Here is a 23936-nt window from a genome sequence, read left to right as displayed (position 1 = left end):
CATGACCAACAACACGATCGAAACCACCAAGACGAACCCCTCGGAAGCCACCGCGATCATCCCGATGCCGCCCGCCGCGGCACGCGCGATCACCCTCGCCGGCTCCGCCGTCGCCCTCGCGGGCACCTTCCTCGCCTGGACCTGGACCGAGGAATTCCCCGGAAACCTCACCGTCACCGGCTACCCCGGCGGCCTGCAGGTGCTCACGCTCGTGGGAGCACTCCTCACGCTGCTGCTCACCCTGTCCGGCTACGGCATCCGAGGCCTCGGCTGGCTCACCCCCGGCGGCACCAACAGCCCGGTCCGACTGATGGCGCTCGGCGTCCTCGGCACCACCGGCTACGCCATCGGCGCCATCAGCTACGAACTCGGCGGCATCGTCAACCTCGAGCCCGGCGCCTACGTCTCCGGCATCGGCGCCCTCCTCGCGGTCGTCGGCGCCTTCTGCCTCCCCGCCGACCAGCCCTACACCGGCCAGAACCCCGACCCCAGCCCCTGGACGGTCCTGCGCCACGTACTCAGCGCCCCCGACCCCCGCCGCGCCAAGGAACTCCCCTCCTGGGCCGAGATCCTGATCATCGCCGCCGGCTTCGGCGTCGGCCTGTACGTCTTCTCGTACGGCATCAGCACCGAGTACTCCGAGCTGTTCATCGGCTTCCTGATCCTCGCCGGCTTCGGCTTCACCGCCGTCAACCGCGCAGGCCTGCTCAAGCGGCTCTCGGCGCTCACCGCCAAGAACCGCAACGTCACCATGGCCGCAGCGTTCGTCGCAGCGATCTGCTTCCCGTTCACTCAGTCAAACGATCAGTTCGCGCTGATCGGAGCGAACATCCTCATCTTCGCCACCGTCGCCCTGGGACTGAACGTCGTCGTCGGCCTCGCCGGCCTCCTCGACCTCGGATACGTCGCCTTCCTCGGCGTCGGCGCCTACGCCGCCGCCCTGGTCTCCGGCTCCCCCCAGTCGACCATCGGCGTCCACTTCCCGTTCTGGGCGGCCGTCCTCACCGGCGCCCTCGCCTCGCTGATCTTCGGCGTGGTGATCGGCGCACCGACCCTGCGACTGCGCGGCGACTACCTCGCCATCGTCACGCTCGGCTTCGGTGAGATCTTCCGCATCACCATGAACAACCTCAACGGCAACAGCGGACCCGACGTCACCAACGGCTCCAACGGCATCCCGAACATCCCCGACCTGGAGATCTTCGGCTTCAACCTCGGCCTGCCGCACGACGTCCTCGGCCACGAGCTCACCCGCTCCGGCAACTACTACCTGCTGATGCTGCTGTGCACGGTGCTCGTCGTCATGGTCTTCCGCCGCTCCGCGGAATCCCGCATCGGCCGCGCCTGGGTCGCCATCCGTGAGGACGAGACCGCCGCCACCGCCATGGGCATCAACGGCTTCCGCCTCAAGCTCCTCGCCTTCGCCCTCGGCGCCTCCCTCGCCGGCCTCGCCGGCACCGTCCAGGCCCACGTCTCCTACAGCGTGACCCCCGAGCAGTACCAGTTCGCCGGCTCCGTGCCGCCCAACTCGGCCTTCCTGCTCGCCGCCGTCATCCTCGGTGGCATGGGCACCATCAGCGGACCCCTCATCGGCGCCGCCCTGCTCTACCTGATCCCGGCCAAGCTCCAGTTCATGGCGGAGTACCAGCTCCTCCTCTTCGGCGTCGCGCTCATGCTCCTCATGCGCTTCCGCCCCGAAGGCCTGGTCGCCGACCGCAGGAAGCAGCTCGAATTCCACGAGACCGGACAGCTCGACGTACCGGAGGACAAACCGCTGCCCGACGGCGCGACCGGCGTCGCGAAGGCAGGTGCGTGACCGCCATGACCACCACCGCAACCACCACCAAGGTCCTCGACGCCACCGACGTCACCATGCGCTTCGGCGGCCTCACCGCCGTACGCTCCGTCGACCTCACCGTCAACACCGGGGAGATCGTCGGCCTCATCGGACCCAACGGCGCCGGCAAGACCACCTTCTTCAACTGCCTCACCGGCCTGTACGTCCCCACCGAGGGCACCGTCAAGTACAAGGACACCGTCCTGCCGCCCAAGCCGCACCTGGTCACCCAGGCCGGCATCGCCCGCACCTTCCAGAACATCCGGCTCTTCGCCAACATGACCGTTCTGGAGAACGTACTGGTCGGACGGCACACCCGCACGAAGGAGGGCCTCTGGTCCGCCCTCCTGCGCCTCCCCGGCTTCAAGAAGGCCGAGGAGGAGTCCCGCGAACGCGCCATGGAACTCCTGGAGTTCACCGGACTCGCCGCCAAGGCCGACCACCTCGCCCGCAACCTGCCATACGGCGAACAGCGCAAGCTGGAGATCGCCCGCGCACTCGCGAGCGAACCCGGCCTGCTCCTCCTCGACGAGCCCACCGCGGGCATGAACCCGCAGGAGACCCGAGCGGCCGAAGAACTCATCTTCGCCATCCGGGACAAGGGCATCGCCGTCCTCGTCATCGAGCACGACATCCGGTTCATCATGAACCTCTGCGACCGGGTCGCCGTGCTCGTCCAGGGCGAGAAGATCGTCGAAGGCCCCGCCGAAGTCGTCCAGGCGGACGAACGCGTCATCGCCGCCTACCTCGGCACCCCCTTCGAGGGCGCCCCGGGCAGCGACGAAGCCGCCGAGGTCGAGGCGGCCGAGACGCAGAGCACCACGGAAGGGGACGACAAGTGACCGCACTGCTCGAGGTCGAGGACCTCAGGGTCGCCTACGGCAAGATCGAGGCCGTCAAAGGCATCTCGTTCAAGGTCGAAGCGGGCGAGGTCGTCACCCTGATCGGCACCAACGGCGCCGGCAAGACCACGACCCTGCGCACCCTCTCCGGACTGCTCCAGCCGGTCTCCGGCGACATCCGCTTCGAGGGCAAGTCGCTCAAGAAGGTCCCCGCCCACAAGGTCGTCTCACTGGGACTCGCCCACTCCCCCGAGGGGCGGCACATCTTCCCCCGCATGACGATCGAGGACAACCTCCGCCTCGGCGCCTTCCTCCGCAACGACAAGGAAGGCATCGAGAAGGACATCCAGCGGGCCTACGACCTCTTCCCCATCCTCGGTGAGCGCAGGAAGCAGGCCGCCGGCACCCTCTCGGGCGGCGAGCAGCAGATGCTCGCCATGGGACGGGCCCTCATGTCCCGCCCCAAGCTCCTGATGCTCGACGAGCCCTCCATGGGCCTGTCGCCGATCATGATGCAGAAGATCATGGCCACCATCCAGGAGCTCAAGTCCCAGGGCACCACCATCCTGCTCATCGAGCAGAACGCCCAGGCCGCACTGTCCCTCGCGGACCACGGCCACGTCATGGAGGTCGGCAAGATCGTCCTCTCCGGCACGGGCCAGGACCTGCTCGTCGACGAGTCGGTACGCAAGGCGTACCTCGGCGAGGACTAGAAGGTTCCTGTACGTGACTGAGGCCCGCGCCCCTTGCCTTACGCAGGGGACGCGGGCCTCAGCCATGCGGTGCGGCCAGTTCAGCCCTTGTCGGAGGCCTTCGCGGCCTTCTTCTCCTCGGCGTCCTGGATGACGGCCTCGGCGACCTGCTGCATCGACATACGCCGGTCCATCGAGGTCTTCTGGATCCAGCGGAACGCGGCCGGCTCGGTCAGGCCGTACTCCGTCTGCAGGATCGACTTCGCGCGGTCCACCAGCTTGCGGGTCTCCAGGCGCAGGGTGAGGTCGGCGACCTCCTTCTCCAGCTCCTTCAGCTGCGTGTAGCGCGAGACGGCCATCTCGATCGCCGGAACGACGTCGCTCTTGCTGAAGGGCTTCACGAGGTACGCCATGGCGCCGGCGTCCCGGGCGCGCTCCACGAGGTCACGCTGCGAGAACGCGGTGAGCATCAGCACCGGGGCGATCGACTCCTCGGTGATCTTCTCGGCCGCGGAGATGCCGTCGAGCTTGGGCATCTTCACGTCCAGGATCACGAGGTCCGGCTTGTGCTCACGGGCCAGCTCCACGGCCTGCTCACCGTCACCGGCCTCACCGACGACCGTGTAGCCCTCTTCCTCCAGCATCTCTTTGAGGTCGAGCCGGATCAGTGCCTCGTCCTCGGCGATGACGACACGGGTCGTCAGCGGAGGCACGTGCGACTTGTCGTCGTCGGGCGCGTCTACGGGCTGGGGCGACTCGGGCGCGGTCACGGGGGGCTCCTTGTTCAGGCAGGGGTACTGCTGACAAGAGCCTACCTAGCTGCGGTAAGGTGGGGGCACGGCGGGTGACCGTCGTCCTTTATTTCCAAGGGAGCCCCGGTAGCCCAGCGGTAGAGGCAATGGTCTCAAACACCATACAGCGTCGGTTCGAATCCGACCCGGGGTACTTTTCCTCCGAATCCAAGGTCGCCATTATTAAGCGGATGTTCCCGTTCTCGTGAACATCCGCTTTTCGCTGCATCCCGACTCGGTGAGCAAAGAGACCGGCATTTCGCGCGCCGCGATCCGCTCGCAGCTGCACGACTGAACCGCTTACCGCGACGCCTCTCCGATGTGGTGGACCCGCACCAGGTTGGTCGTGCCGGACACTCCGGGCGGGGAGCCGGCCGTGATGACGACCGTGTCGCCCGGCCGGCAGCGGCCGTACTTGAGGAGCAGCTCGTCCACCTGGTCGACCATCGCGTCGGTGGAGTCGACGCTCGGGCCGAGGAACGTCTCCACGCCCCAGGTCAGGCTGAGTTGGGAGCGGGTCGCCGGGTCGGGGGTGAAGGCGAGCAGCGGGATCGGGGAGCGGTAGCGGGAGAGGCGGCGGGCGGTGTCGCCGGACTGGGAGCAGGCGACGAGGAACTTGGCGCCGAGAAAGTCGCCCATTTCCGCGGCCGCGCGGGCGACCGCACCGCCTTGCGTGCGGGGCTTGTTGCGTTCGTTCAGCGGCGGCAGGCCCTTGGCGAGCATGTCCTCTTCTGCCGCTTCGACGATGCGGGCCATCGTCTTGACCGTTTCCACGGGGTACTTGCCGACGCTCGTCTCGCCGGACAGCATCACCGCGTCCGTGCCGTCGATGACGGCGTTGGCGACGTCGGATGCCTCCGCCCTGGTCGGGCGTGAGTTTTCGATCATCGAGTCGAGCATCTGTGTCGCAACGATCACCGGCTTGGCGTTTCGCTTGGCGAGTTTGACCGCGCGCTTCTGGACGATCGGCACCTGCTCCAGCGGCATCTCCACGCCGAGGTCGCCGCGGGCGACCATGATGCCGTCGAAGGCGGCGACGATGTCGTCGATCGCGTCGACGGCCTGCGGCTTCTCGACCTTGGCGATGACGGGGAGGCGGCGGCCCTCCTCGTCCATGATGCGGTGGACGTCCTCGGCGTCGCGTCCGCTGCGGACGAAGGAGAGGGCGATGACGTCGAAGCCGGTGCGCAGGGCCCAGCGGAGGTCTTCCTCGTCCTTCTCCGACATCGCGGGGACGGAGACGGCCACGCCCGGGAGGTTGAGGCCCTTGTGGTCGGAGACCATGCCGCCTTCGACGACGGTGGTGTGGACGCGGGGTCCGTCGACGGAGGTCACCTCCAGGCAGACCTTGCCGTCGTCGACGAGGATGCGTTCGCCGGGGGTGACGTCGGCGGCGAGGCCCTGGTAGGTGGTACCACACTGTTCGCGGTCGCCTTCGGCGCCTTCTTCGACGGTGATGGTGAAGGTGTCGCCGCGTTCGAGGAGTACGGGTCCTTCGGTGAATCGGCCGAGTCGGATCTTCGGGCCCTGAAGGTCGGCGAGGATGCCGACGCTGCGGCCGGTCTCGTCGGCGGCCTTGCGGACGCGGTGGTAACGCTCCTCGTGCTCGGCGTGGGTGCCGTGGCTGAGGTTGAATCGGGCGACGTCCATTCCGGCTTCGACCAGTGCCTTGATCTGGTCGTACGAGTCGGTGGCGGGGCCCAGGGTACAGACGATCTTCGCTCGGCGCATGGTCCGAGCCTATGCCTTACCGGTGGGTAGAGAATTGGCCGGGCATGACCACTCAACCACCTTTGGATGAAGGGGTGTTGACAACTGTTGAATTGTGCGGGCGTCCGCTCCGATGAGCATTTCACCCGCGCCCGACCGGCATTCCGCCCTGTATTCGAATTCCGCTTCCATGAATGAATTTCTACAGTCGCGGCGGATGCATCGTGAATCGGGCGTTGACCGCGGCGTACACATGCTGGCGTTCGGGTTCCAGATCGAGTGGGGCGGCGGTCTCCGTCTCCGCGGCCATGCTGTAGGCGGCGGAGCGCATCCGGCCGGCGGCGGGCGGGTGGGCCATGGGGTTCTCCGCACCGATGTCGGCGAGTTCGACGAGGGCGGCGAGGGTGGTGCCGAGGGCTTCGGCGTATTCGCGGGCGCGTTGGACGGCTTCGCGTACCGCTTGCGCGCGGGCGTCGCGATGGGCGGGTGAGTCGGGGCGCAGGGCCCACCAGGGGCCGTCGACCTGGGTGAGGTCCAGGTCGGCGAGGCGCGTGGTGAGTTCGCCGAGGGCGGTGAAGTCGGTGAGTTCGGCGGTGATGCGTACGGCGCCGTGGTAGGTGCGGATGCGTTCGCCACGGCCGTGTCTGGTGAGTTCGGGGGTGATGGAGAAGGCGCCGGTCTCCAGGCGTTCGACGGCGTCGCCGTAGGACTTGACCAGGTCGAGTGTGGCGGTGTTGCGGCGGGTGAGGTCGTCGAGGGCGGAGCGGCGGTCGCGCCCGCGGGCGGTGACGGTGATGCCGAGACGGGCGATCTCGGGGTCGACTTCGAGGTGGGCTTCGCCGCGGACGGCGATGCGGGGTGCGTCGGGTGTGCCGTAGGGGACGGGCGGTTGGGGACCGTCGGCTTCGGGTGTGGTCATACGTCCCACTCTGTCACCGATCGGACCGATCAAGGCTGTTCGTTCATCGCTCGGGTCACTCAATCGCAACCTGCTGGGTCTATTGCTGCTTGCCGTGAGCGGGTCAGAATCTACGCGCGTTATCTACGCGCGTTGTGACCGTTTCGCGTGGCCGAGGAGAGTTCGAACATGGGGTTGGACCGCCGGAAGTTCCTGAAGAAGTCCGCCGTGACCGGGGCGGGGGTGGCGCTCGCCGGTACGGCGGCGGTTCCCGCGGCTCAGGCGGCGGAGAGTGCGCCGGCGGCGAAGGGGGGCCGTGAGAAGCGGTACTCGCTCACCGTGATGGGCACGACCGATCTGCACGGCAATGTCTTCAACTGGGACTACTTCAAGGACGCGGAGTACGCGGACGCGAAGGGCAACGCCAAGGGTCTCGCGCGTATCTCGACGCTGGTGGACCAGGTGCGCGAGGAGAAGGGCCGCTGCAACACGCTGCTGCTGGACGCCGGCGACACGATCCAGGGCACCCCGCTGACGTACTACTACGCGAAGGTGGACCCGATCACCGCCGAGGGCGGTCCGGTGCACCCGATGGCCCAGGCGATGAACGCGATCGGGTACGACGCTGTGGCGCTGGGCAACCACGAGTTCAACTACGGCATCGAGACGCTGCGCAAGTTCGAGGAGCAGTGCGACTTCCCGCTGCTGGGCGCGAACGCGGTGGACGCGAAGACGCTGCGGCCGGCGTTCCCGCCGTACTTCATGAAGACCTTCCACGTGAAGGGCGCGCGGCCGGTGAAGGTGGCGGTGCTGGGTCTGACGAACCCGGGCATCGCGATCTGGGACAAGGCGTACGTCCAGGGCAAGCTGGCGTTCCCGGGTCTTGAGGAGCAGGCGGCGAAGTGGGTGCCGAAGCTGAAGTCGATGGGCGCGGACGTGGTGATCGTGTCGGCGCACAGTGGTTCGTCGGGTACGTCGTCGTACGGTGACCAGTTGCCGTACGTGGAGAACGCGGCGGCGAACGTGGCGCGTCTGGTGCCGGACATCGACGCGATCCTGGTGGGTCACGCGCATGTGGAGATCCCGGAGCTGAAGGTCGTCAACGAGAAGACGGGGAAGACGGTCGTGCTGTCGGAGCCGCTGTGCTACGCGGAGCGGCTGACCCTGTTCGACATCGACCTGGTGTTCCGCAAGGGGCGTTGGGTGGTCGAGTCGGTCGCGGCGTCGCTGCACAACTCGAACACGGTGGCGGACGACCCGGAGATCTCGAAGCTGCTGGACGACGAGCACGCGAAGGTCGTGGAGTACGTCAACCAGGTGGTCGGTACGGCCACGGAAACGCTCACGACGGTCGAAGCGCGCTACAAGGACGCTCCGATCATCGATCTGATCACAAAGGTTCAGGAGGACGTGGTCAGGGCGGCGCTGGCGGGCACGGAGTACGCGTCGCTGCCGGTGATCTCGCAGGCGTCGCCGTTCTCGCGGACGTCGGAGATTCCGGCGGGCAAGGTGACGATCCGGGATCTGTCGAGCCTGTACGTGTACGACAACACGCTGGTCGCGAAGCTGATGACGGGTGCGCAGCTGAAGGCGTACCTGGAGTACTCGGCGGAGTACTTCGTGCAGACGGCGGCGGGTGCTCCGGTCGACGTGGAGAAGCTGACGAACGCGAACAACCGCCCGGACTACAACTACGACTATGTGTCGGGGCTGTCGTACGAGATCGACATCGCCCAGCCGGCCGGTTCGCGGATCAGGAACCTGTCGTACGACGGCGGCGTGCTGGACGATGCTCAGAAGTTCGTGTTCGCGGTGAACAACTACCGTGCGAACGGTGGTGGGGCGTTCCCGCACGTGGCGTCGGCGCCGGAGCTGTGGTCGGAGTCGACGGAGATCCGGACCCGGATCGCGGAGTGGGTGACGGCGAAGGGTGTCCTGGACCCGAAGGACTTCGCGTCGGTGGACTGGAAGCTGACGCGTGAGGGCACTCCGGTGTTCTGATGTTCGTTTTCTGAGCGAACGGCCTCAGATTCCGTCCGCGAGGGGGATGAGTTCCCTCGGCTGTCGTGCGGGCGGGATCTGGGGCTGTCGTTGTTCCAGGCCGAAGGTGGTGAAGGCGGTGCGGGTGGGCAGCGGGTAGGGCTCTTTGCCGGTGAGGGTGTTGAGGATGTCGGCGCTGCGCCAGGCGGTGAGGCCGAGGTCGGGTGCGCCGACGCCGTGGGTGTGGCGTTCGGCGTTCTGGACATAGATGGTGCAGCCGGCGCCGCTGACGGAGGGGTCGGTCACGAGGCGGAAGTGTTCGTCGATACGGGGGCGTTCGCTGCTGTCGCGGCGCAGGTACGGCTCGAGGGCGGCGAGGAGACGGCCGAGGGGGCGTTCGCGGTAGCCGGTGGCGAGGACGACGGCGTCGGTGGTGAGGCGGCTGCGGGTGCCCTGCTGCAGGTGTTCGAGGTGGAGTTCGACCTTGGTGGTGGCGATGCGTCCGGCGGTACGGACGTGGACGCCGGGGGTGAGGACGGTGTCGGGCCAGCCGCCGTGCAGGGTGCGGCGGTAGAGCTCGTCGTGGATGGCGGCGATGGTGTCGGCGTCGATGGCCTTGTGGAGCTGCCACTGTGAGGCGACGAGTTTGTCGCGGACCGGTTCGGCGAGGGCGTGGAAGTAGCGCGTGTAGTCGGGTGTGAAGTGTTCCAGTCCGAGCTTGGAGTACTCCATGGGGGCGAAGGCCGGGGTGCGGCCGAGCCAGTGGAGGCCTTCGTGGCCGGGCGGGCGGTGGCGGAGCAGGTCGAGGAAGATCTCGGCGCCGGACTGTCCTGAGCCGATGACGGTGACGTGGTCCGCCTTGAGCAGGGCGTCGCGGTGGTCGCGGTAGTGGGCGGCGTGCAGAACGGGGACACCGGGGGCGTCGACGAGGGGCTTGAGCGGCTCGGGGACGTAGGGCTCGGTTCCGATGCCGAGAACGATGTTCCTGGTGGTGGTACGGCCGAGGGCCTCGGCTTCGCCGTCGGCGTCGAGTTGGGTGTAGTCGACCTCGAAGACGTCGCGCTCCGGGTTGAAGCGGACGGCGTCGACCTGGTGGTGGAAGTGGAGGCCGGGGAGGTTCTCGGAGACCCAGCGGCAGTAGGCGTCGTACTCGGCGCGCTGGATGTGGAAGCGCTCGGCGAAGTAGAAGGGGAAGAGCCGCTCGCGGGTCTTGAGGTAGTTGAGGAAGGTCCAGGGGCTGGCGGGGTCGGCGAGGGTGACCAGGTCGGCGAGGAAGGGGACCTGGATGGTGGCGCCGTCGATGAGCAGGCCGGGGTGCCAGTCGAAGGCGGGGCGCTGTTCGTAGAAGACGGCGTCGAGTTCGGTGAGCGGGTGGGCCAGGGCGGCCAGGGAGAGGTTGGCCGGGCCGATGCCGATGCCGACGAGGTCGCGGGGGGTGTCGCCGTCAGGGTGTGGGGGGCGGTTCATGGGGCGGTGTGTCCTTCCACGAGCTTGAGCAGTGCGGCCAGGTCGTCGGACCGGGTGTGGGGGTTGAGCAGGGTGGCCTTGAGCCAGAGGCGGCCGTCCTGGCGGGCCCGGCCGAGGACGGCGCGGCCGTCGGTGAGCAGCCGTCGGCGTACGGCGGCGACGGTGTCGTCGGAGGCGGTGCCTGCGGTGGCGGTGTCGTCGGAGGCGGTGCCTGCGGTGGCGGTGTCGTCGGAGGCGGTGTTGTCGCCGGCGGGCACAGGCCTGAAGAGGACGGTGCTGACGGTGGGCCGGTCGTACAGCTCGAAGCCGGGGTGCGCGGTGATCAGGTCGGCGAGCTCTTCTGCTCGTTCGCACACGGCGTCGACGAGCGCGCCGAGTCCGGTGCGGCCGAGCGTCTTGAGGGTGACCGCGATCTTGAGGATGTCGGGGCGGCGGGTGGTGCGCAGGGAGCGGCCGAGGAGGTCGGGCAGGCCTGCAGCCGTGTCGTCGTCGGCGTTGAGGTAGTCGGCGCGCTGGTGCAGGGCGGTGAGGTCCTGCGTGTCGCGTACGGCGATCAGTCCGGCGGCGACCGGCTGCCAGCCGAGTTTGTGCAGGTCGAGGGTGACGGTGTGGGCGGCGTCGAGGCCGTGGAGGAGGTGGCGGCGGCGGTCGCTGAACAGCAGCGGTCCGCCGTAGGCGGCGTCGATGTGCAGACGGGCGCCGTGGGCGCGGCAGAGGGCGGCGATCTCGTCCAGGGGGTCGATGAGGCCTGCGTCGGTGGTACCGGCGGTGGCGGCGACGAGGCAGGGTCCGGTGAGGCCTGCCAGGGCGGCGGCGAGTTCGGCGGGGTCGAGGGTGCCGGCGGGGGCGGGGACGACGATCGGTTCGGGCAGACCGAGCAGCCATGCTGCGCGCCTGAGCGAATGATGTGCGTTCGCTCCGCAGATGAGCCGGGTGCTGCCGCCGTGTGCCTCACGGGCGAGGAGCAGGGCGAGGTGGTTGGCCTCGGTGCCGCCGGTGGTGACAAGGGCGTCGCCGCCCCGGCCCGGGAAGACCTGTTCGGCGAGTGCGCGGGTGACGAGGGTTTCGAGCTCGGAGGCGGCCGGGGCCTGGTCCCAGGAGTCGAGGGAGGGGTTGAGGGCGCTCGCGGCGAGGTCGGCGGCGGTGGCGACGGCGAGCGGTGGACAGTGCAGGTGGGCCGCGCACAGCGGTTCGGCGGGGTCGGCGGCCCCTTCGGCGAGGGCCTGGACGACCGTGCGCAGGGCGTTCGGGTCACCCTGGTCGGGCAGGACGTCCCCGACGGCGGTGCGCAGGCGTGCGGCGATCGCGTGGGGGCCGCCGGCGGGCAGCGGTCCGCCGCGCGCGCGGCGGCCGGTGTCGAGCGCGTCGAGGACGGTGTCGAGCAACGGCCGTAGGGCGTCGGTTCCTCGGGGGCCTGAGGCGAGGGGTGGCGTGCTCATGGGCCGGGCTTCCTCCACGGGCGCGATGCGGGGGGATTCCCAGCTTGTACGGGGATGGTCCGGCACGTCCGGAAAGCCCGACGATCGGAACCCGAAAGGGGGTACTTCCGTGCGAGGAAGGCGTGTCGGGTGTAAGGCGAGGTGACGGAGGGCGGGGCGCGCGGGTGGGGTGGCGTCGGGTGGCGGGCCGAGGTCCGTCGGGCTCGGCCCGCCATTGCCGTACGGCAGTTGGAGCGGTTGCGGCAGTGCCGGTGTCACTGGAGCTGCCGCTGTTGCCGGTGTTGTTGAGCCTGTACGCCTGTTATCCCTGTGCGCCTGTCACGGCGGTCATGCCTCGCCGCGTACCCGCAGCGCGCGGGCGAGGTCGTCGAGCTGGTCGACGAGCTTGCGGCGCAGGGCGGGGATGGGTTCGGCGTCCTTCAGGCACTGTTCGCCCAGGCGCAGGGTCTCGGTGTCGACGGCGTGCGTGGGGAAGGCCCAGCGGCCGGCGGCGTCGGCGATGGCGGGCCCGCGGCGTTCGGCGAGGGCGACGGCGTCCTGGTAGTAGCGGGGGACGTAATCGCTTACGAGGTCGGCCTGTTCTGGCTGCCAGAAGCCCTGGGCGGTGGCCGTGAACAGGTAGTTGGACAGGTCGTCACGGCTGAACATGGCCTCCCACGCGCGGGCCTTGGCCTCGGCGTCGGGCAGGGCGGCGCGGCAGCGGGCGGCGCCTTCCTGGCCGGTGGCGCTGGGGTCGCGGGCGAGCTCGGCGGCGATGGCGTCCTCGTCGGTGGCGCCGAGGACGGCGAGACGCTCCAGGACGCGCCAGCGCAGCTCGGGGTCGAGTTCGGGTCCGCCGGGCACGGTGCCCTCGGCGAGCCAGGCCGCGATGGTGTCGGGCTGAGCGGCGACGTCGATGAAGTGGCGTACGGCGATCAGGCGCAGGCCGGGGTGGTCGCCGTCCTCGGTGCGGCGGATGAGGTCGCGGCACAGGGCGCTGAGGGTGGACTGGGCGACGGGGCGGGCGTCGGGGGTGAGGTAGCGGTCGGTGATCTGGGTGGTGGCGAAGCCGAGGACGCCCTGGACGAGGGCCAGGTCGGTCTCGTGCGGGAGGTGGGCGCGGGCGGTGTCGAGGTAGGCGGCGGGCGGCAGTTCGCCGTCGCGTACGGCGTCCCTGAGGGCGTTCCAGACGACCGCGCGGGTGAGGGGTTCGGGCAGGCCGGACAGGCCGGAGCGCAGGGTGTCGAACGACTCGGGGTCGAAGCGGACCTTGGCGTAGGTGAGGTCGCCGTCGTTGAGCAGGAGCAGGGCGGGGCGCTTGCCGATGGGCAGGGCGGTGGGTGTGGGGGATGTCGAGGTCGAGGCGTTCGCGCAGGGCGAGGCGGCCGTTGTCGGTGAGGTCGCGGTCGTAGAGGCCGACGGTAATGTGGTGGGGGCGGCTGCCGGCGCGGTCGACGGTGAGGGTGCAGGTGCCGTGGTCGGCGGGGGTGATGCGGGGGGTGAGCTTGTCGACGCCGGTGGTGCGCAGCCAGGCGTCGGCCCAGGCGTGGACGTCGCGGTCGGTGGCGGCGGCGAGGGAGTCGATGAAGTCGGCGAGGGTGGCGTTGGCGAACTTGTGGCGGGTGAAGTGGCAGTTGATGCCGGTGAGGAAGTCCTTCTCGCCGAGCCAGGCCACCAGCTGCCTGAGGGCGGAGGCGCCCTTGGCGTAGGAGATGCCGTCGAAGTTGAGCAGCGCGGAGGCCGTGTCGTCGACGGCTTCGGGGGCGACGGGGTGGGTGGAGGGCCGCTGGTCGGCGTCGTAGCCCCAGCCCTTGCGGACGACTCCGAAGTCGGTCCAGGTGTCGGTGAAGCGGGTGGCCTCGGTGAGGGTCTGGTAGCCCATGTACTCGGCGAAGGACTCGTTCAGCCAGATGTCGTCCCACCACTTGAGAGTGACGAGGTCGCCGAACCACATGTGGGCCATCTCGTGGGCGATGACCATGGCGCGGGTCTGGCGTTCGGCGTCGGTGACGGCCGAGCGGTAGACGAACTCGTCGCGGAAGGTGACGAGGCCGGGGTTCTCCATGGCGCCGGCGTTGAACTCCGGGACGAACGCCTGGTCGTAGGAGTCGAACGGGTACGGCTCGTCGAACTTCTCGTGGTAGCGGTCGAAGCACGCGCGCGTGACGTCGAGGATCTCGTCGGCGTCGGCGTCCAGGTAGGGCGCGAGGGAGCGGCGGCAGTGCAGGGCGAACGGCAGTCCGCGGTGCTCGGTGCGCACCGAGTGCCAGGGACCGGCGGCGACGGCGACGAGGTAGGTGGAGATCAGCGGCGTGGGGGCGGCCTGCCAGCGGCCGTCACCGAGGTGTTCGGTGACGGTGTTGGCGAGGACGGTCCACTCCTCGGGTGCCTTGACGGTCAGTTCGAAGACCGCTTTGAGGTCGGGCTGATCGAACGCGGCGAATACGCGCTGCACGTCGTCCATGAACAGTTGGGTGTAGAGGTACGTCTCGCCGTCGGTGGGGTCGGTGAAGCGGTGCATGCCCTCGCCGGTGCGCGAGTAGCGCATGGCGGTGTCGACGCGCAGTTCGTGTTCGCCGGGGGTGAGGTTCTTCAGCGGCAGCCGGTTGCCGTCGAGGCTCTCGGGGTCGAGGGGCTGTCCGTCGAGGGTGGCGGAGCGCAGTCGGTCCGGCTTGAGCTCGACGAAGGTGTCCGTACGGTCCTGGCCTTCGCGCACGGTGAAGCGGATGTGGGTGCGGGAGTCGAAGGTGTCGCCGCCGGTCGTGAGGTCGAGGTCGACGTGGTAGCGGTGGACGTCGAGGAGCTGGGCACGGGTCTGCGCTTCGTCGCGCGTGAGTACGGACATGGACGACATGCTGCCTGATGCCCGTGACAGCGCACAGGGGCGGTTCGGTTCGTGAGCGGTCCGTGACGCGCCGTGCGGACGCCGGGTGTGCTCCGGTGTGGACGTCGGCTGTGCTCCGGTGGTTCGTATGTGTTCGTTGTGCGTTCGCCGCGTTCGCCGCGTTCGTTATGCCGTGCCTTGCCACATACGCACTTCGGCCGGTCTACGTTCGGTCCTGTGCGGGTGCGCTGCGGGGTTCGCGCTGTTGAGGCACGCGGGCGGGCCCTGCGGCGGTGGCGGTCCGGGCACGCAGGTCGCGCAGTTGTTGCTGGAGGGCGACGTGGCGCTGGTGGGCGTCGTAGAGGTAGCGGACCTTGGTGCGCAGGGACCAGGGGTCGACGGGTTTGGTGATCAGGTCGGCGACCCCGAGTCCGTACGCGGCGGCGGCCAGCTCCTGGTCGGGGCCGAAACCGGTGAGCAGGACGACGGGGATGTGCTGGGTCTGTTCCAGGCGGCGCATGTAGCGGACGACCTCCAGGCCGCCGGGCCCGGGCATGCCCACGTCGAGGAGGACCAGGCCGGCCCGGCCGCGCAGCAGCTCTTTGAGGGCTTCGTCGCCGCTGGTGGCGCGGGTGAGCCGGCGACCGAGGGGGGCGAGGGCGCTCTCGAGTGCGTACAGCGTGTCGGCGTGGTCGCCGACGATGAGGATCCTGGCATCCGACGCCATGGCCGGACCTCCCTGTCGCTGGGACGGCCGGGGCGAGCCGGGTCAGCGCCCCGTGGGTGCCTGGCCGTTGACGGTGTCCTCGGCGATGCTCTCGTGGTGGCGGATGACCTCCGCGATGATGAAGTTCAGGAACTTCTCCGCGAAGGCCGGGTCGAGCTTGGCGTTCTCGGCGAGGGTGCGCAGCCTGGCGATCTGGCGTGCCTCGCGGGCCGGGTCGGCGGGCGGCAGCTGGTGGACGGCCTTGAGGTGACCGACCTGCTGGGTGCACTTGAAGCGCTCGGCGAGCATGTGGACGACGGCCGCGTCGATGTTGTCGATGCTGTCGCGCAGCCGTGCGAGCTCCTCGCGCACGGCGGGGTCGACGTCACCGGTTCCGGTGTTGCTGGTGGTCATGAGCGCCCACCCTACGTGGCGAGCAGGGGTCGGATCACCGGCGCACAGGGCGGGACGGGGGCCGCTGGCCGAATCGGGCACCTGAGGGGCGCGCGGGTCGCCGCGGGCGGCGGGGCTCCGGGGCGGCGTTCTGGCGGGCTGTGGCCGGATCCTGCGGGGCGCCCGTGGGCAGGCGCACGGGCGGGCGCGTACGCGCGGGTGCCTGCTCTGTGCGGCGGGGTCCTCGGTCCGGGCGCGGGGGGCTCGGGGCGGAGCGCCGCGAGCGGCCGCACGCAACCTGACCGGACAAAGTCCGTTCTTCTCCTCGTAGAGTGGACATCGGGTTCAGGCGTCTTGGGGGTGCGGGCGTGGCGAACGGCGGACCGGTCGAGCACGGCTACCCACATCTGGAGACGGTGCGGGCAGCCGTCACCGCGCTGTACCGCAGGCTGTCGTACGACACGGTGCGGACGTTCGACGCGAGCGTGGCTCCGGCCGATGTGGCGTTCTGCGACACGGACGATCTGTATCTGGGCACGCAGCGGGTGGCACATGAGCTCGTACGGCACTTTCGGCTGCCGGATGCTCGAATGATCGTAAGTTTCCGCGAGATGACTCATGCGGCCAATGTCGAACTGACCGCAGGCCCCGAGTACTTCGTGGAGCTGAACGATCGTTTCCGTACGCATCGCCGGGACATCGGCGCGGCGCTCGCACACGAGATCATGCATGTCTATCTGCACAGGCTCGATCTTTCGTTCGCGGGGACGCGCGACAACGAGATCCTCACGGACACCGCGACCACCTACCTCGGCGCGGGCTGGCTGCTGCTGGACGCCTACCGCGAGGACGGGGCGTCGTCGCAGAAGCTGGGATATCTGACGCCGGAGGAGTTCGGGTACGTCCTGGCCAAGCGGTCGCTGGTGTTCGGTGAGGATCCGTCGACGTGGTTCACCAGTGCGCAGGCGTACTCGGCGTACGGGAAGGGCATGGCGCGAGCCCGGCAGGACGAGCAGCAGCCTCCGCTGACGGCGGCGGGCTGGGCGGGCAGGCGGCGGTATGCGCGCGACCGGCGGCACGCCCAGGAGCGGCGGCCGGGCCGTGAGCCCGCGCCGGCCGCCGCGCCGGATGTGCCCTACGCCTTCACTCCGCAGGAGCCGGGTCAGCTGCGGGTGTCCTTCCCGTGTCCCACGTGCCATCAGCGGATCAGGGTTCCGGTGCGAGGGCGGGTGAAGGCGCGATGCGGGCTGTGTCGGACACTGCTGGAGTGCGACACCTAGGGCCCGTGGTCAGGCGAGGGTGACCACCGCCTTGTGCACGGCGCCGAGGGTGCCGGGGGTGATCCGCAGGGTCAGGGCGGAGCCGGTCGACAGCACCTGGACCGTGGAGTCCTTGGAGGTCACCGCGGACACGGGGCGGTTCCAGGTGAGGTCGATGCCGGCGCCGTCGCGCAGGGGGCCGGAGACGCAGATGGTGGCCGTCCCGCCGCTTTCCCGCACCATGACGCTCGCCGGTGCGGTGACGGTGATGTCTCCGACGGTTCCCGCGAGCCAGAAGTTGGCGCCCCTGTAGCCGAGGGCGGGGACGCGGATGCCCTGCTGGTCGTTGGTGTTGGCCAGGACGGTGATCCGGCCGGTGTCGGCGGCGCGGGCCGCGGTCTGCGCGCTGGTGGCGCCGGGCAGGATGGCGTAGGCGTAGTCGGCCCAGGTGGGGTCGGTGCCGTGGTCGAGCCAGAGGGTGAGGTAGCGGCGGGTGACGGGGTTGGTGGTGCCGCCGGTGTTGATGTCCGACCAGGCTCCGGTACGGGCCTCGCGTACGGCCTTGACGGTGGCGCCGCCGAGGAGGACGTAGCCGCCGAAGCCCGCAAGGTGGGCCCAGCGGGCGCCGGTGAGGGTGCCGGCCCAGCCGAGGGTGGTGGGCTGGGCCGCGCCGTCGACGGTGAGGGCGTGAGTGCCGTTCGCGCCGAGGTTGCGGTTGTCGATGATCGTCTCGACACCGGTGCCGTCGCGGCCGTGGATGCCGGCGCCGAGGCAGACGACCGTGTCGTCGAGGAAGAACCAGGACTTCTTGGCCAGCAGGGTGGAGGACAGGCCCTTGAGGTACTGGCCGACGGCGGCGTATGTGCCGTCGGTGGCGCCGCCGACCCAGCGCACGTCGGGCCGCGGAGCGCCCCAGGCGCCGCCTTCGCCGTCGGCGAGGGTCTTGCGGGAGACGGTGGTACCGGGCAGGCGCAAGGGGTCGACGGTGGGCCAGAAGCAGTCGCTGTACTGGCCGTTTCCGTAGGTGTCGCCCCACCAGTAGAGCATTCCCGAACCGCTGTGCCAGCCGCGGAGGTTCTCGCCGTTGCCGTTCTCGTAGTGGGTGATGCGCTGGGACGCCATGGAGACGGCGGCGGCCCAGCCGGGCCTGCGGTGGACGGCCCGGTCCATGGCGGGAAAGAGGCGGTGGCCGGTGGGTTCGGGCGTGGCGGTTACCGTCGAGTCGGCAATGGTCTTGAGGCGGGCGAGCGGGGCGACGCCGAGGGCGTCTGAGGCGAGGACGGGCCGGTAGTAGTCGCGGGCGATCCAGCCCTTGATCATTCCCTCCCAGCGTGTTCGTTCGGCGGCGGAGGCGCTCTGGGCGAGCAGGGCGATACAGGCGATGATCGAATGACCGCGCAGATGGTCGTCCTGGAGGATCGCACGTGTATCGGTCTTCTGCACTCCGCGGCTGATCGCCCGGCCGGAGACGTCGTCCATGGCGAGGCCGTTGAACAGGAAGGGCGCATACGCCTTTTCGACCGAGTCGAGGATGATCTGCCGGTCGGGATCGGTGACTTCCCAGGCCGAGTTCTTCAGCAGGACGAACAGCAGGGAGAGTCCGCCGAGCATGACCGCGCCGTAGGTGCCGGCGTAGGGGACGTAGGTGTGCTGGATGAAGCTGCCGTCGGCGTGGAGGCCGTCACCCGTGGTGACGTACGGGAAGACGGGGCTGAGGGCGTCCCTCGCGAGGGTGATCTTGGCGGGGGTCTTTCCGATGACGCCGCGCAGGGCGAGGACGCGGCACAGGTCGACGCGGTTGGCGCCGGTGGAGGTGCCCGTGTAGCTGGCGACCGCGCTGTCGGGGACGAAGTGGTCAACGGCGGCGGTCCAGTTCGCGATGCGGGTGGCGCCGAGGTGGTCGTAGAGGTGGGTGCTGATGTCCAGCAGCGCCTGGGGGATGCCGATCTGCCAGTTGTACCAGTTTCCGTAGCGGGTCTGGCCTGCGTTGTAGGCCTCGTCGTGGAGGTGGTCGAGGCCGGTGAGGAGGTCGCTGAGCAGGCCCGCGTCGGCGGTGAGGCCGGTGCCGGGCTGGACGTAGGCCTCGGCGAGGGTGCGCAGCCGGTTGTAGCTGGTGCCGAGGTTGCCCGAGTAGGTGTAGGACTCGCTGTCGGTGTCGGGCTCGGGGTCGGCGTAGACCAGGTCGGGCCACAGGGAGCCGGGGACCGGGTTCATCGTGGCGTGCAGGTCGGCCGCAGTGGCGCCGAGGGCGGCGAGTCTGCTGCGGTAGGGCTCGGCGGTGGGGTCGTAGCCGGTGCCGAGCAGGAGGTCGCGCCACTTCAGGCGCAGGGTGTCGTAGGCGTCGGCGGCGTGGGCGGTGCCCGCGGCCGTCAGGGGCAGGGGGGTCAGGGCGACGGTGGCGAGGGCCGCGCGCAGGAGCGTGCGGCGGGGGAGGAAGGAGGGCATGCGCAAGTACCTCCGAAGAGGGATGGGGGTGCGTCGTCGGGCCCGATTCCGCGCTAAGGTGAGCGGTTTCTAACACAACCGCACACAGTGCGGCAATGAAGTGAGCATTCCGCGCTCGGATTGATTGTTCGAGCATAAACGTTCACATTCGATCAGACGGGCGCTAGACTCCAGGTCAGCCAGCCCGGACGACGACCGACGACGAGGGGAGCCCGGTCAACGTGCACGCCGAAGAAAGGCATCAGGAGATCCTCCACAGGGTGCGCGAGCGTGGATCGATCAGAGTCACCGACGTGGCCGCGGAGCTGAACGTCTCCCCCATCACTGTCCGCCGCGACGTGGAGTCACTCGCCGAGCGTGGCCTGGTCACCCGGGTGCACGGCGGCGCGGTCCTGCCGGAGGACCGGACGGGGCAGCCCGGCGCGGCGGAACGCCTCGCACCGCGGGGCGGCGGACGCGACTTCGTCGTGGGCCTGATCGTCCCGGCCGCCGACTACTACTACCCCGAGGTCATCAAGGGCGCCCGCGAGGCCGCGGCCGAGCGCGGCATCCGGCTGGTGCTGGGCATCTCGCAGTACAGCCCGGAGGAGGAGCGCGCGCAGGCCCGGCAGATGCTCGCCGACGGCATCGACGGACTGCTGATCACCCCGTGCGGCCCGGCGGGCGCCCGCGACTGGCCGGCGACCGAACTCGACGTGCCGTACGTCCTGGTCGAGCGGCGCCCCGACCACGACACCGGCGCCGAGCGCGTGGTCACCGACCATGCCCACGGCGCCCGTATCGCCGTCCGCCATCTGTGCGACACCGACCGGGTGCTGGTCGGGCTGCTGCTGCGCGAGGACAGCCCGCACAGCACGCTCGTCCTGGAGGGCTACCGCGCGGGGCTCGCCGACGCCGAGCTCCCGGTCAACGACAACGCCCTGTTCCGGCTGCCGCCGCCGGGCGGTGACGCGGCCGAACGCGAGCGGGTGCTGGCCGAGTTCACCGACGCGGTCGCGGGCGGGCGGCTGGAGGCGGCGGTCGTGCACAACGACCATGACGCCATCGTCGTGCTCCAGCGGCTGCGTTCGCGCGGCATCCAGGTGCCCGAGGACATGGCGATCGTGGCGTACGACGACGAGGTCGCCGCGCTGGCGGACGTGCCTCTGACCGCGGTCGCGCCGCCCAAGCACGCGGTGGGTGCGGCGGCCGTGGAACTGCTCGCCCAGCGCCTCGCCGACCCCGCGCGGCCCCGGCACCGCATCGAGATCCTTCCCGAGCTGCATGTACGCGCATCCAGCGCGTAACTCCTGGCGGCAGCTCTTCCTCACCACCCTGGCTCCCCGACTGGAGAGACCCTCATGTTCGAGATATCAACCGAGGGTTTCTCCCTCGGCGGCCGTCCGCTGCGCATGCTCTCGGGCGCCCTGCACTACTTCCGGGTGCTGCCCGAGCAGTGGCCGCAGCGGCTGCGGCAACTGCGGGCCATGGGCCTGAACACGGTCGAGACGTATGTGCCGTGGAATCTGCACGAGCCGCGCCCGGGCGTGTTCGACTTCACCGGGATCGCCGATCTCGATCGTTTTCTGCACGTATCGCGCGAGGCGGGTCTGCACGCGATCGTTCGTCCATCGCCGTACATCTGCGCGGAGTGGGACAACGGCGGACTGCCCTGGTGGCTGCTCGCCGACCCCCAGGTGCGGGCGCTGCGCTGCTCGGATCCCGCCTATGTGGCACATGTGGACCGCTGGTACGACCGGCTCGTGCCGCTACTGGCCGAACACCAGGTCACCCGCGGCGGAAACGTGCTGATGGTGCAGGTGGAGAACGAATACGGCTCCTTCGGCTGCGACACGGCCCATCTGGAGCATCTGGCCGTTTCGCTGCGTTCGCACGGGATCGACGTGCCCTTGTTCACCTCGGACGGGCCCGACGACTTCTTCCTGACCGGCGGCACGCTGCCGGACACCCTGGCGACCGTGAACTTCGGCAGCAGGGCCACGGAGGCGTTCGCCTCTCTCGCGCGGCTGCGGCCCAAGGATCCGGCGATGTGCATGGAGTTCTGGTGCGGCTGGTTCGACCACTGGGGCACCGAACACGTCGTACGCGATCCGCAGGACGCCGCGGACACGCTCGCGGAGATCCTCGGCTCGGGAGCGTCGGTGAACATCTACATGGCGCACGGCGGAACGAACTTCTCCACCTGGGCGGGCGCCAACACCGAGGACCCGGCGACCGGCGAGCGCTACCTGCCGACGGTCACCTCCTACGACTACGACGCCCCGATCGACGAGCGCGGCGCGGTGACGGAGAAGTTCCGGGCGTTCCGTGAGGTGCTGGCCGCCTACGCGGACGGACCGCTGCCCGAGCCTGAGCCGGCCGCGCCCCTGCTGCCGCCCGCGCGGGTCGAACTCGGCGAGGCACTGCGGCTGTTCGACGTACTGGACGCCCTGGCCGGTCCGGAGCGTGCGGCCCCGCAGCCGCCGTCCTTCGAGGAACTGGGCATCGGGCAGGGCCTGGCGCTCTACGAGGCACGCGTCCCCGGGCCCCGTGGCCCGTACCCGCTGTCGGCGCAGGGCCTGGCCGACCGGGCCCATGTCTACCTCGACGGCGCGTTCGCGGGCGTCCTGGAGCGGGACGCGGCCGAGGTGATCGCGGACGTGGCGGTGCCGCAGGCGGGGGCGCGGCTGGAGCTGCTGGTGGAGTCCATGGGCCGGGTCAACTACGGGACCGCACTCGGCGAGAGCAAGGGCGTCCGGCGGGTTCTGCACACGCAGCAGCAGGTGCACGGCTGGCGGGCGCGGGCCGTGGAGCTCGGGCACGGCACTCCCGAGCGGCTCGACTGGGGGCGCGCCGGCGGGACCGAGCGGGGACCGGTGTTCCTGCGCGGCCACCTGGAGGTGACCGAGCCGGCGGACGCGTATCTGGCACTGCCCGGCGCCGGCAAGGGCTACGTGTGGGTCAACGGCTTCTGCCTGGGCCGGTACTGGGAGTCGCGCGGACCGCAGCGCACGCTGTACCTGCCGTGGCCGCTGCTGCGGGCGGGGCACAACGAGGTCGTGGTCCTGGAGCTGGACGCCGACGCGGGGACGGTTCCGGCGGCGGTGGAGACCCGCGAGATGCCGGACCTGGGCTGAAGGGTGTGTTCGTTTCTCCGACCCACCCGGAGAAACGAACATCAAACGAACACTCTTTGATCGATCAGATCAAATTCTCTGCTTGATTGTTCGTTTCTATTGACTCTGATCGGACCTGCGCGAAAGATGTGCGTCATTCGCCCCCGCTGATCGGTCTTCCGTTTGGAGTCACCGTCATGAAGCCGTCCTCCCCCGCGCTCGCCGCAGCGCTCGCCTGTCTCGCCGTCCTCGCCACCGCCTGCGGTGGCTCCGACGACGCCCAGGCGGGCACCGGCACCGCCGACAAGCCCGTCGAGATCACGTACTGGTCGTGGATGCCCGGCACCAAGGACATGGCCGCCGAGTTCAATCGCACACACCCGAACATCAAGGTGACGTTCGCCGAGATCCCGGCCGGTCTGAACGGCGGTTACGACAAGCTCGCCAAGGCGGTCAAGGCGGGCAACGCCCCGGACGTCGTGAACGTCGAGTACCAGGCGCTGCCGGACCTCGTGACGCAGGGCCTGCTGCGGGACTCCTCCGCCGAGTTCGCCGACCCGGTCGAGAAGTACGCACCCGCGTCGGTCCGCGGCCTGGTCACCCTCGGCGGCAAGACCTGGGCCGCCCCGTACGACGTGGGTCCGCAGACCCTGTACTACCGCAAGGACCTGTTCACGCGGTACGGCGTCGAGGTACCCACCACCTGGGCGGAGTTCGAGGCCGCCGCACGCAAGGTGAAGACGGCGTCCAAGGGCGAGGCCCGCATCCTCGACTTCTGGGGCGACGACACCGCCACCTGGGCCGGGCTCGCCCAGCAGGCCGGTGCCCACTGGTACGGCTCCTCCGGTGACGCCTGGACGGTGAACATCGCCGACCCGGCCACCAAGAAGGTCGCCGACTACTGGAAGGACCTGGTCCAGGACGACCTTGTGCTCAACCACAAGGCGTGGAGCCCTGAGTCCACCAAGGCCGTGACCGACTCCAAGGCGATCGCCCTGATCGGCGCCTCGTGGAGCGCGGGCGGCATCAAGACCACGTACCCGAAGCAGGCCGGCAAGTGGGCGGAGGCGCCGCTGCCGAACTGGGGCACGCCCGCCACCGGCGCCGTCGGCGGCTCCTCCTTCGCGCTGAGCAAGGACACGAAGAAGGCCGCGGCGGCAGCGGAGTTCGCCCTCTGGGCCACCACGGACAAGGCCGCCGTCAAGGCCCGTCTCGCCGCCGGCACCTCCAGCGGTCTGCCCGCCGCCGAGGACCTGCGCGCCACCGCGAAGCAGTCCTTCGACGCCTCCTTCTTCGGCGGCCAGGACATCTACGCCGTCGCGGGCGCCGAGGTGCCGAAGATCGCCGAGGGCTGGGTGTGGAGCCCGGTCCACAACTCCACGACGCTCACCCTGCAGACCGAGTTCGGCAAGGTGAACAAGAGCGGTGACTTCTGGGCGGCGTTCCAGGCCGGTCAGCGCGCGGCCGAGAAGGCGATCACGGACCGCGGGCTAAAGCTCGCGAAGTAACCGTCCGGTGGGGGCGTGCAGCGCATCCTGCGCGGGAGTGCGCGCACCTCGACACACGGCGGGCCGCACCT

Annotated in this window: 16 protein-coding genes, 1 tRNA gene and 1 pseudogene; 9 read left to right on the top strand and 9 right to left on the bottom strand. The window is 69.7% G+C overall.

All coding sequences use genetic code 11. The annotated features are described in order from the left end of the window. The first annotated feature begins 1 nt into the window (after position 1). From RKD23_RS28305 to RKD23_RS28295, 3 genes are read left to right on the top strand one after another with little or no spacing between them, the layout of a single operon-like run. The gene (locus RKD23_RS28305) at positions 2-1816 is read left to right on the top strand and encodes a branched-chain amino acid ABC transporter permease (protein WP_424856253.1); all 1815 of its coding nucleotides are present in this window, start codon (positions 2-4) and stop codon (positions 1814-1816) included. Then, entirely contained in the window at positions 1813-2679 is an 867-nt protein-coding gene (locus tag RKD23_RS28300; protein WP_424856252.1) for an ABC transporter ATP-binding protein, read from the top strand. The genes RKD23_RS28305 and RKD23_RS28300 overlap by 4 nt, the downstream gene beginning before the upstream one ends. Next, positions 2676-3392 (top strand): ABC transporter ATP-binding protein, encoded by a 717-nt coding sequence (locus RKD23_RS28295; protein WP_404034209.1) that lies wholly within the window; start codon positions 2676-2678, stop codon positions 3390-3392. The genes RKD23_RS28300 and RKD23_RS28295 overlap by 4 nt, the downstream gene beginning before the upstream one ends. Before the next feature lie 80 nt (positions 3393-3472). Here the strand turns inward: RKD23_RS28295 and RKD23_RS28290 are convergent, their stop codons facing one another. Beyond that, entirely contained in the window at positions 3473-4141 is a 669-nt protein-coding gene (locus RKD23_RS28290) for an ANTAR domain-containing response regulator (RefSeq protein WP_399639891.1), read from the bottom strand. Between the two features lie 102 nt (positions 4142-4243). Between RKD23_RS28290 and RKD23_RS28285 the strand changes: the two genes are divergently transcribed. Next, positions 4244-4316 (top strand) — tRNA-Leu (locus RKD23_RS28285). Between the two features lie 146 nt (positions 4317-4462). Here the strand turns inward: RKD23_RS28285 and pyk are convergent. Both pyk and RKD23_RS28275 read right to left on the bottom strand, forming a co-directional pair. Next, complete coding sequence (pyk, locus tag RKD23_RS28280; protein ID WP_424856251.1) at positions 4463-5893, bottom strand: pyruvate kinase; 1431 nt, start codon at positions 5891-5893, stop codon at positions 4463-4465. Positions 5894-6074: 181 nt separating this feature from the next. Further along, a complete protein-coding gene (locus RKD23_RS28275) occupies positions 6075-6791 on the bottom strand; it encodes an SIMPL domain-containing protein (RefSeq protein WP_424856250.1) in 717 nt (238 codons plus the stop codon). A gap of 168 nt (positions 6792-6959) precedes the next feature. On the opposite strand from RKD23_RS28275, the gene RKD23_RS28270 reads away from it, so the two are divergent. Further along, positions 6960-8771: a 5'-nucleotidase C-terminal domain-containing protein gene (locus RKD23_RS28270; RefSeq protein WP_424856249.1), complete on the top strand. Its 1812-nt coding sequence runs from the start codon at positions 6960-6962 to the stop codon at positions 8769-8771. A 24-nt stretch (positions 8772-8795) separates the two neighbouring features. Here RKD23_RS28270 and RKD23_RS28265 read toward each other — a convergent pair whose 3' ends face one another. The 5 genes and pseudogenes from RKD23_RS28265 to RKD23_RS28245 all read right to left on the bottom strand — a co-directional run bounded on the left by RKD23_RS28265 (position 8796) and on the right by RKD23_RS28245 (position 15579). Continuing rightward, complete coding sequence (locus tag RKD23_RS28265) at positions 8796-10217, bottom strand: lysine N(6)-hydroxylase/L-ornithine N(5)-oxygenase family protein (protein ID WP_424856248.1); 1422 nt, start codon at positions 10215-10217, stop codon at positions 8796-8798. Beyond that, complete coding sequence (locus RKD23_RS28260; RefSeq protein ID WP_424856247.1) at positions 10214-11656, bottom strand: pyridoxal phosphate-dependent decarboxylase family protein; 1443 nt, start codon at positions 11654-11656, stop codon at positions 10214-10216. The genes RKD23_RS28265 and RKD23_RS28260 overlap by 4 nt, the downstream gene beginning before the upstream one ends. 327 nt (positions 11657-11983) lie before the next feature. Further along, positions 11984-14480, bottom strand: a pseudogene (gene pepN, locus RKD23_RS28255) (aminopeptidase N). 202 nt (positions 14481-14682) lie between these two features. Beyond that, a complete protein-coding gene (locus RKD23_RS28250; RefSeq protein ID WP_424856246.1) occupies positions 14683-15186 on the bottom strand; it encodes a response regulator in 504 nt (167 codons plus the stop codon). Between the two features lie 42 nt (positions 15187-15228). Beyond that, positions 15229-15579 (bottom strand): chorismate mutase, encoded by a 351-nt coding sequence (locus RKD23_RS28245; protein WP_404034227.1) that lies wholly within the window; start codon positions 15577-15579, stop codon positions 15229-15231. 347 nt (positions 15580-15926) lie between these two features. Between RKD23_RS28245 and RKD23_RS28240 the strand changes: the two genes are divergently transcribed. Next, a complete protein-coding gene (locus RKD23_RS28240; protein WP_424856245.1) occupies positions 15927-16838 on the top strand; it encodes a hypothetical protein in 912 nt (303 codons plus the stop codon). A 9-nt stretch (positions 16839-16847) separates the two neighbouring features. Here the strand turns inward: RKD23_RS28240 and RKD23_RS28235 are convergent, their stop codons facing one another. Continuing rightward, positions 16848-19262 (bottom strand): polysaccharide lyase 8 family protein, encoded by a 2415-nt coding sequence (locus RKD23_RS28235; protein WP_424856244.1) that lies wholly within the window; start codon positions 19260-19262, stop codon positions 16848-16850. Positions 19263-19483: 221 nt separating this feature from the next. Between RKD23_RS28235 and RKD23_RS28230 the strand changes: the two genes are divergently transcribed. The 3 genes from RKD23_RS28230 (at position 19484) to RKD23_RS28220 (ending at position 23865) form a co-directional block, all read left to right on the top strand. Further along, positions 19484-20548 (top strand): substrate-binding domain-containing protein, encoded by a 1065-nt coding sequence (locus RKD23_RS28230; RefSeq protein WP_424856243.1) that lies wholly within the window; start codon positions 19484-19486, stop codon positions 20546-20548. 54 nt (positions 20549-20602) lie between these two features. Next, positions 20603-22378 (top strand): beta-galactosidase, encoded by a 1776-nt coding sequence (locus RKD23_RS28225; RefSeq protein WP_424856242.1) that lies wholly within the window; start codon positions 20603-20605, stop codon positions 22376-22378. A 176-nt stretch (positions 22379-22554) separates the two neighbouring features. Then, a complete protein-coding gene (locus RKD23_RS28220) occupies positions 22555-23865 on the top strand; it encodes an ABC transporter substrate-binding protein (RefSeq protein ID WP_424856241.1) in 1311 nt (436 codons plus the stop codon). The last annotated feature ends 71 nt before the right edge of the window (positions 23866-23936 follow it).

This window comes from Streptomyces sp. SAI-170, from assembly GCF_049739565.1.
GTDB lineage: Bacteria > Actinomycetota > Actinomycetes > Streptomycetales > Streptomycetaceae > Streptomyces.
The sequence above is the reverse complement of the archived record's forward strand: the minus strand, read 5'-3'. Positions and strand labels throughout refer to the sequence as shown.

What these genes read in the sequence shown, in the direction of transcription:
- RKD23_RS28235 (WP_424856244.1), bottom strand. Translation starts at nt 19,262, where the DNA reads ATGCCCTCCTTCCTCCCCCGCCGCACGCTCCTGCGCGCGGCCCTCGCC.
- RKD23_RS28275 (WP_424856250.1), bottom strand. Translation starts at nt 6,791, where the DNA reads ATGACCACACCCGAAGCCGACGGTCCCCAACCGCCCGTCCCCTACGGC.
- RKD23_RS28265 (WP_424856248.1), bottom strand. Translation starts at nt 10,217, where the DNA reads ATGAACCGCCCCCCACACCCTGACGGCGACACCCCCCGCGACCTCGTC.
- RKD23_RS28305 (WP_424856253.1), top strand. Translation starts at nt 2, where the DNA reads ATGACCAACAACACGATCGAAACCACCAAGACGAACCCCTCGGAAGCC.
- RKD23_RS28245 (WP_404034227.1), bottom strand. Translation starts at nt 15,579, where the DNA reads ATGACCACCAGCAACACCGGAACCGGTGACGTCGACCCCGCCGTGCGC.
- RKD23_RS28270 (WP_424856249.1), top strand. Translation starts at nt 6,960, where the DNA reads ATGGGGTTGGACCGCCGGAAGTTCCTGAAGAAGTCCGCCGTGACCGGG.
- RKD23_RS28260 (WP_424856247.1), bottom strand. Translation starts at nt 11,656, where the DNA reads ATGAGCACGCCACCCCTCGCCTCAGGCCCCCGAGGAACCGACGCCCTA.
- RKD23_RS28220 (WP_424856241.1), top strand. Translation starts at nt 22,555, where the DNA reads ATGAAGCCGTCCTCCCCCGCGCTCGCCGCAGCGCTCGCCTGTCTCGCC.
- RKD23_RS28250 (WP_424856246.1), bottom strand. Translation starts at nt 15,186, where the DNA reads ATGGCGTCGGATGCCAGGATCCTCATCGTCGGCGACCACGCCGACACG.
- RKD23_RS28225 (WP_424856242.1), top strand. Translation starts at nt 20,603, where the DNA reads ATGTTCGAGATATCAACCGAGGGTTTCTCCCTCGGCGGCCGTCCGCTG.
- pyk (WP_424856251.1), bottom strand. Translation starts at nt 5,893, where the DNA reads ATGCGCCGAGCGAAGATCGTCTGTACCCTGGGCCCCGCCACCGACTCG.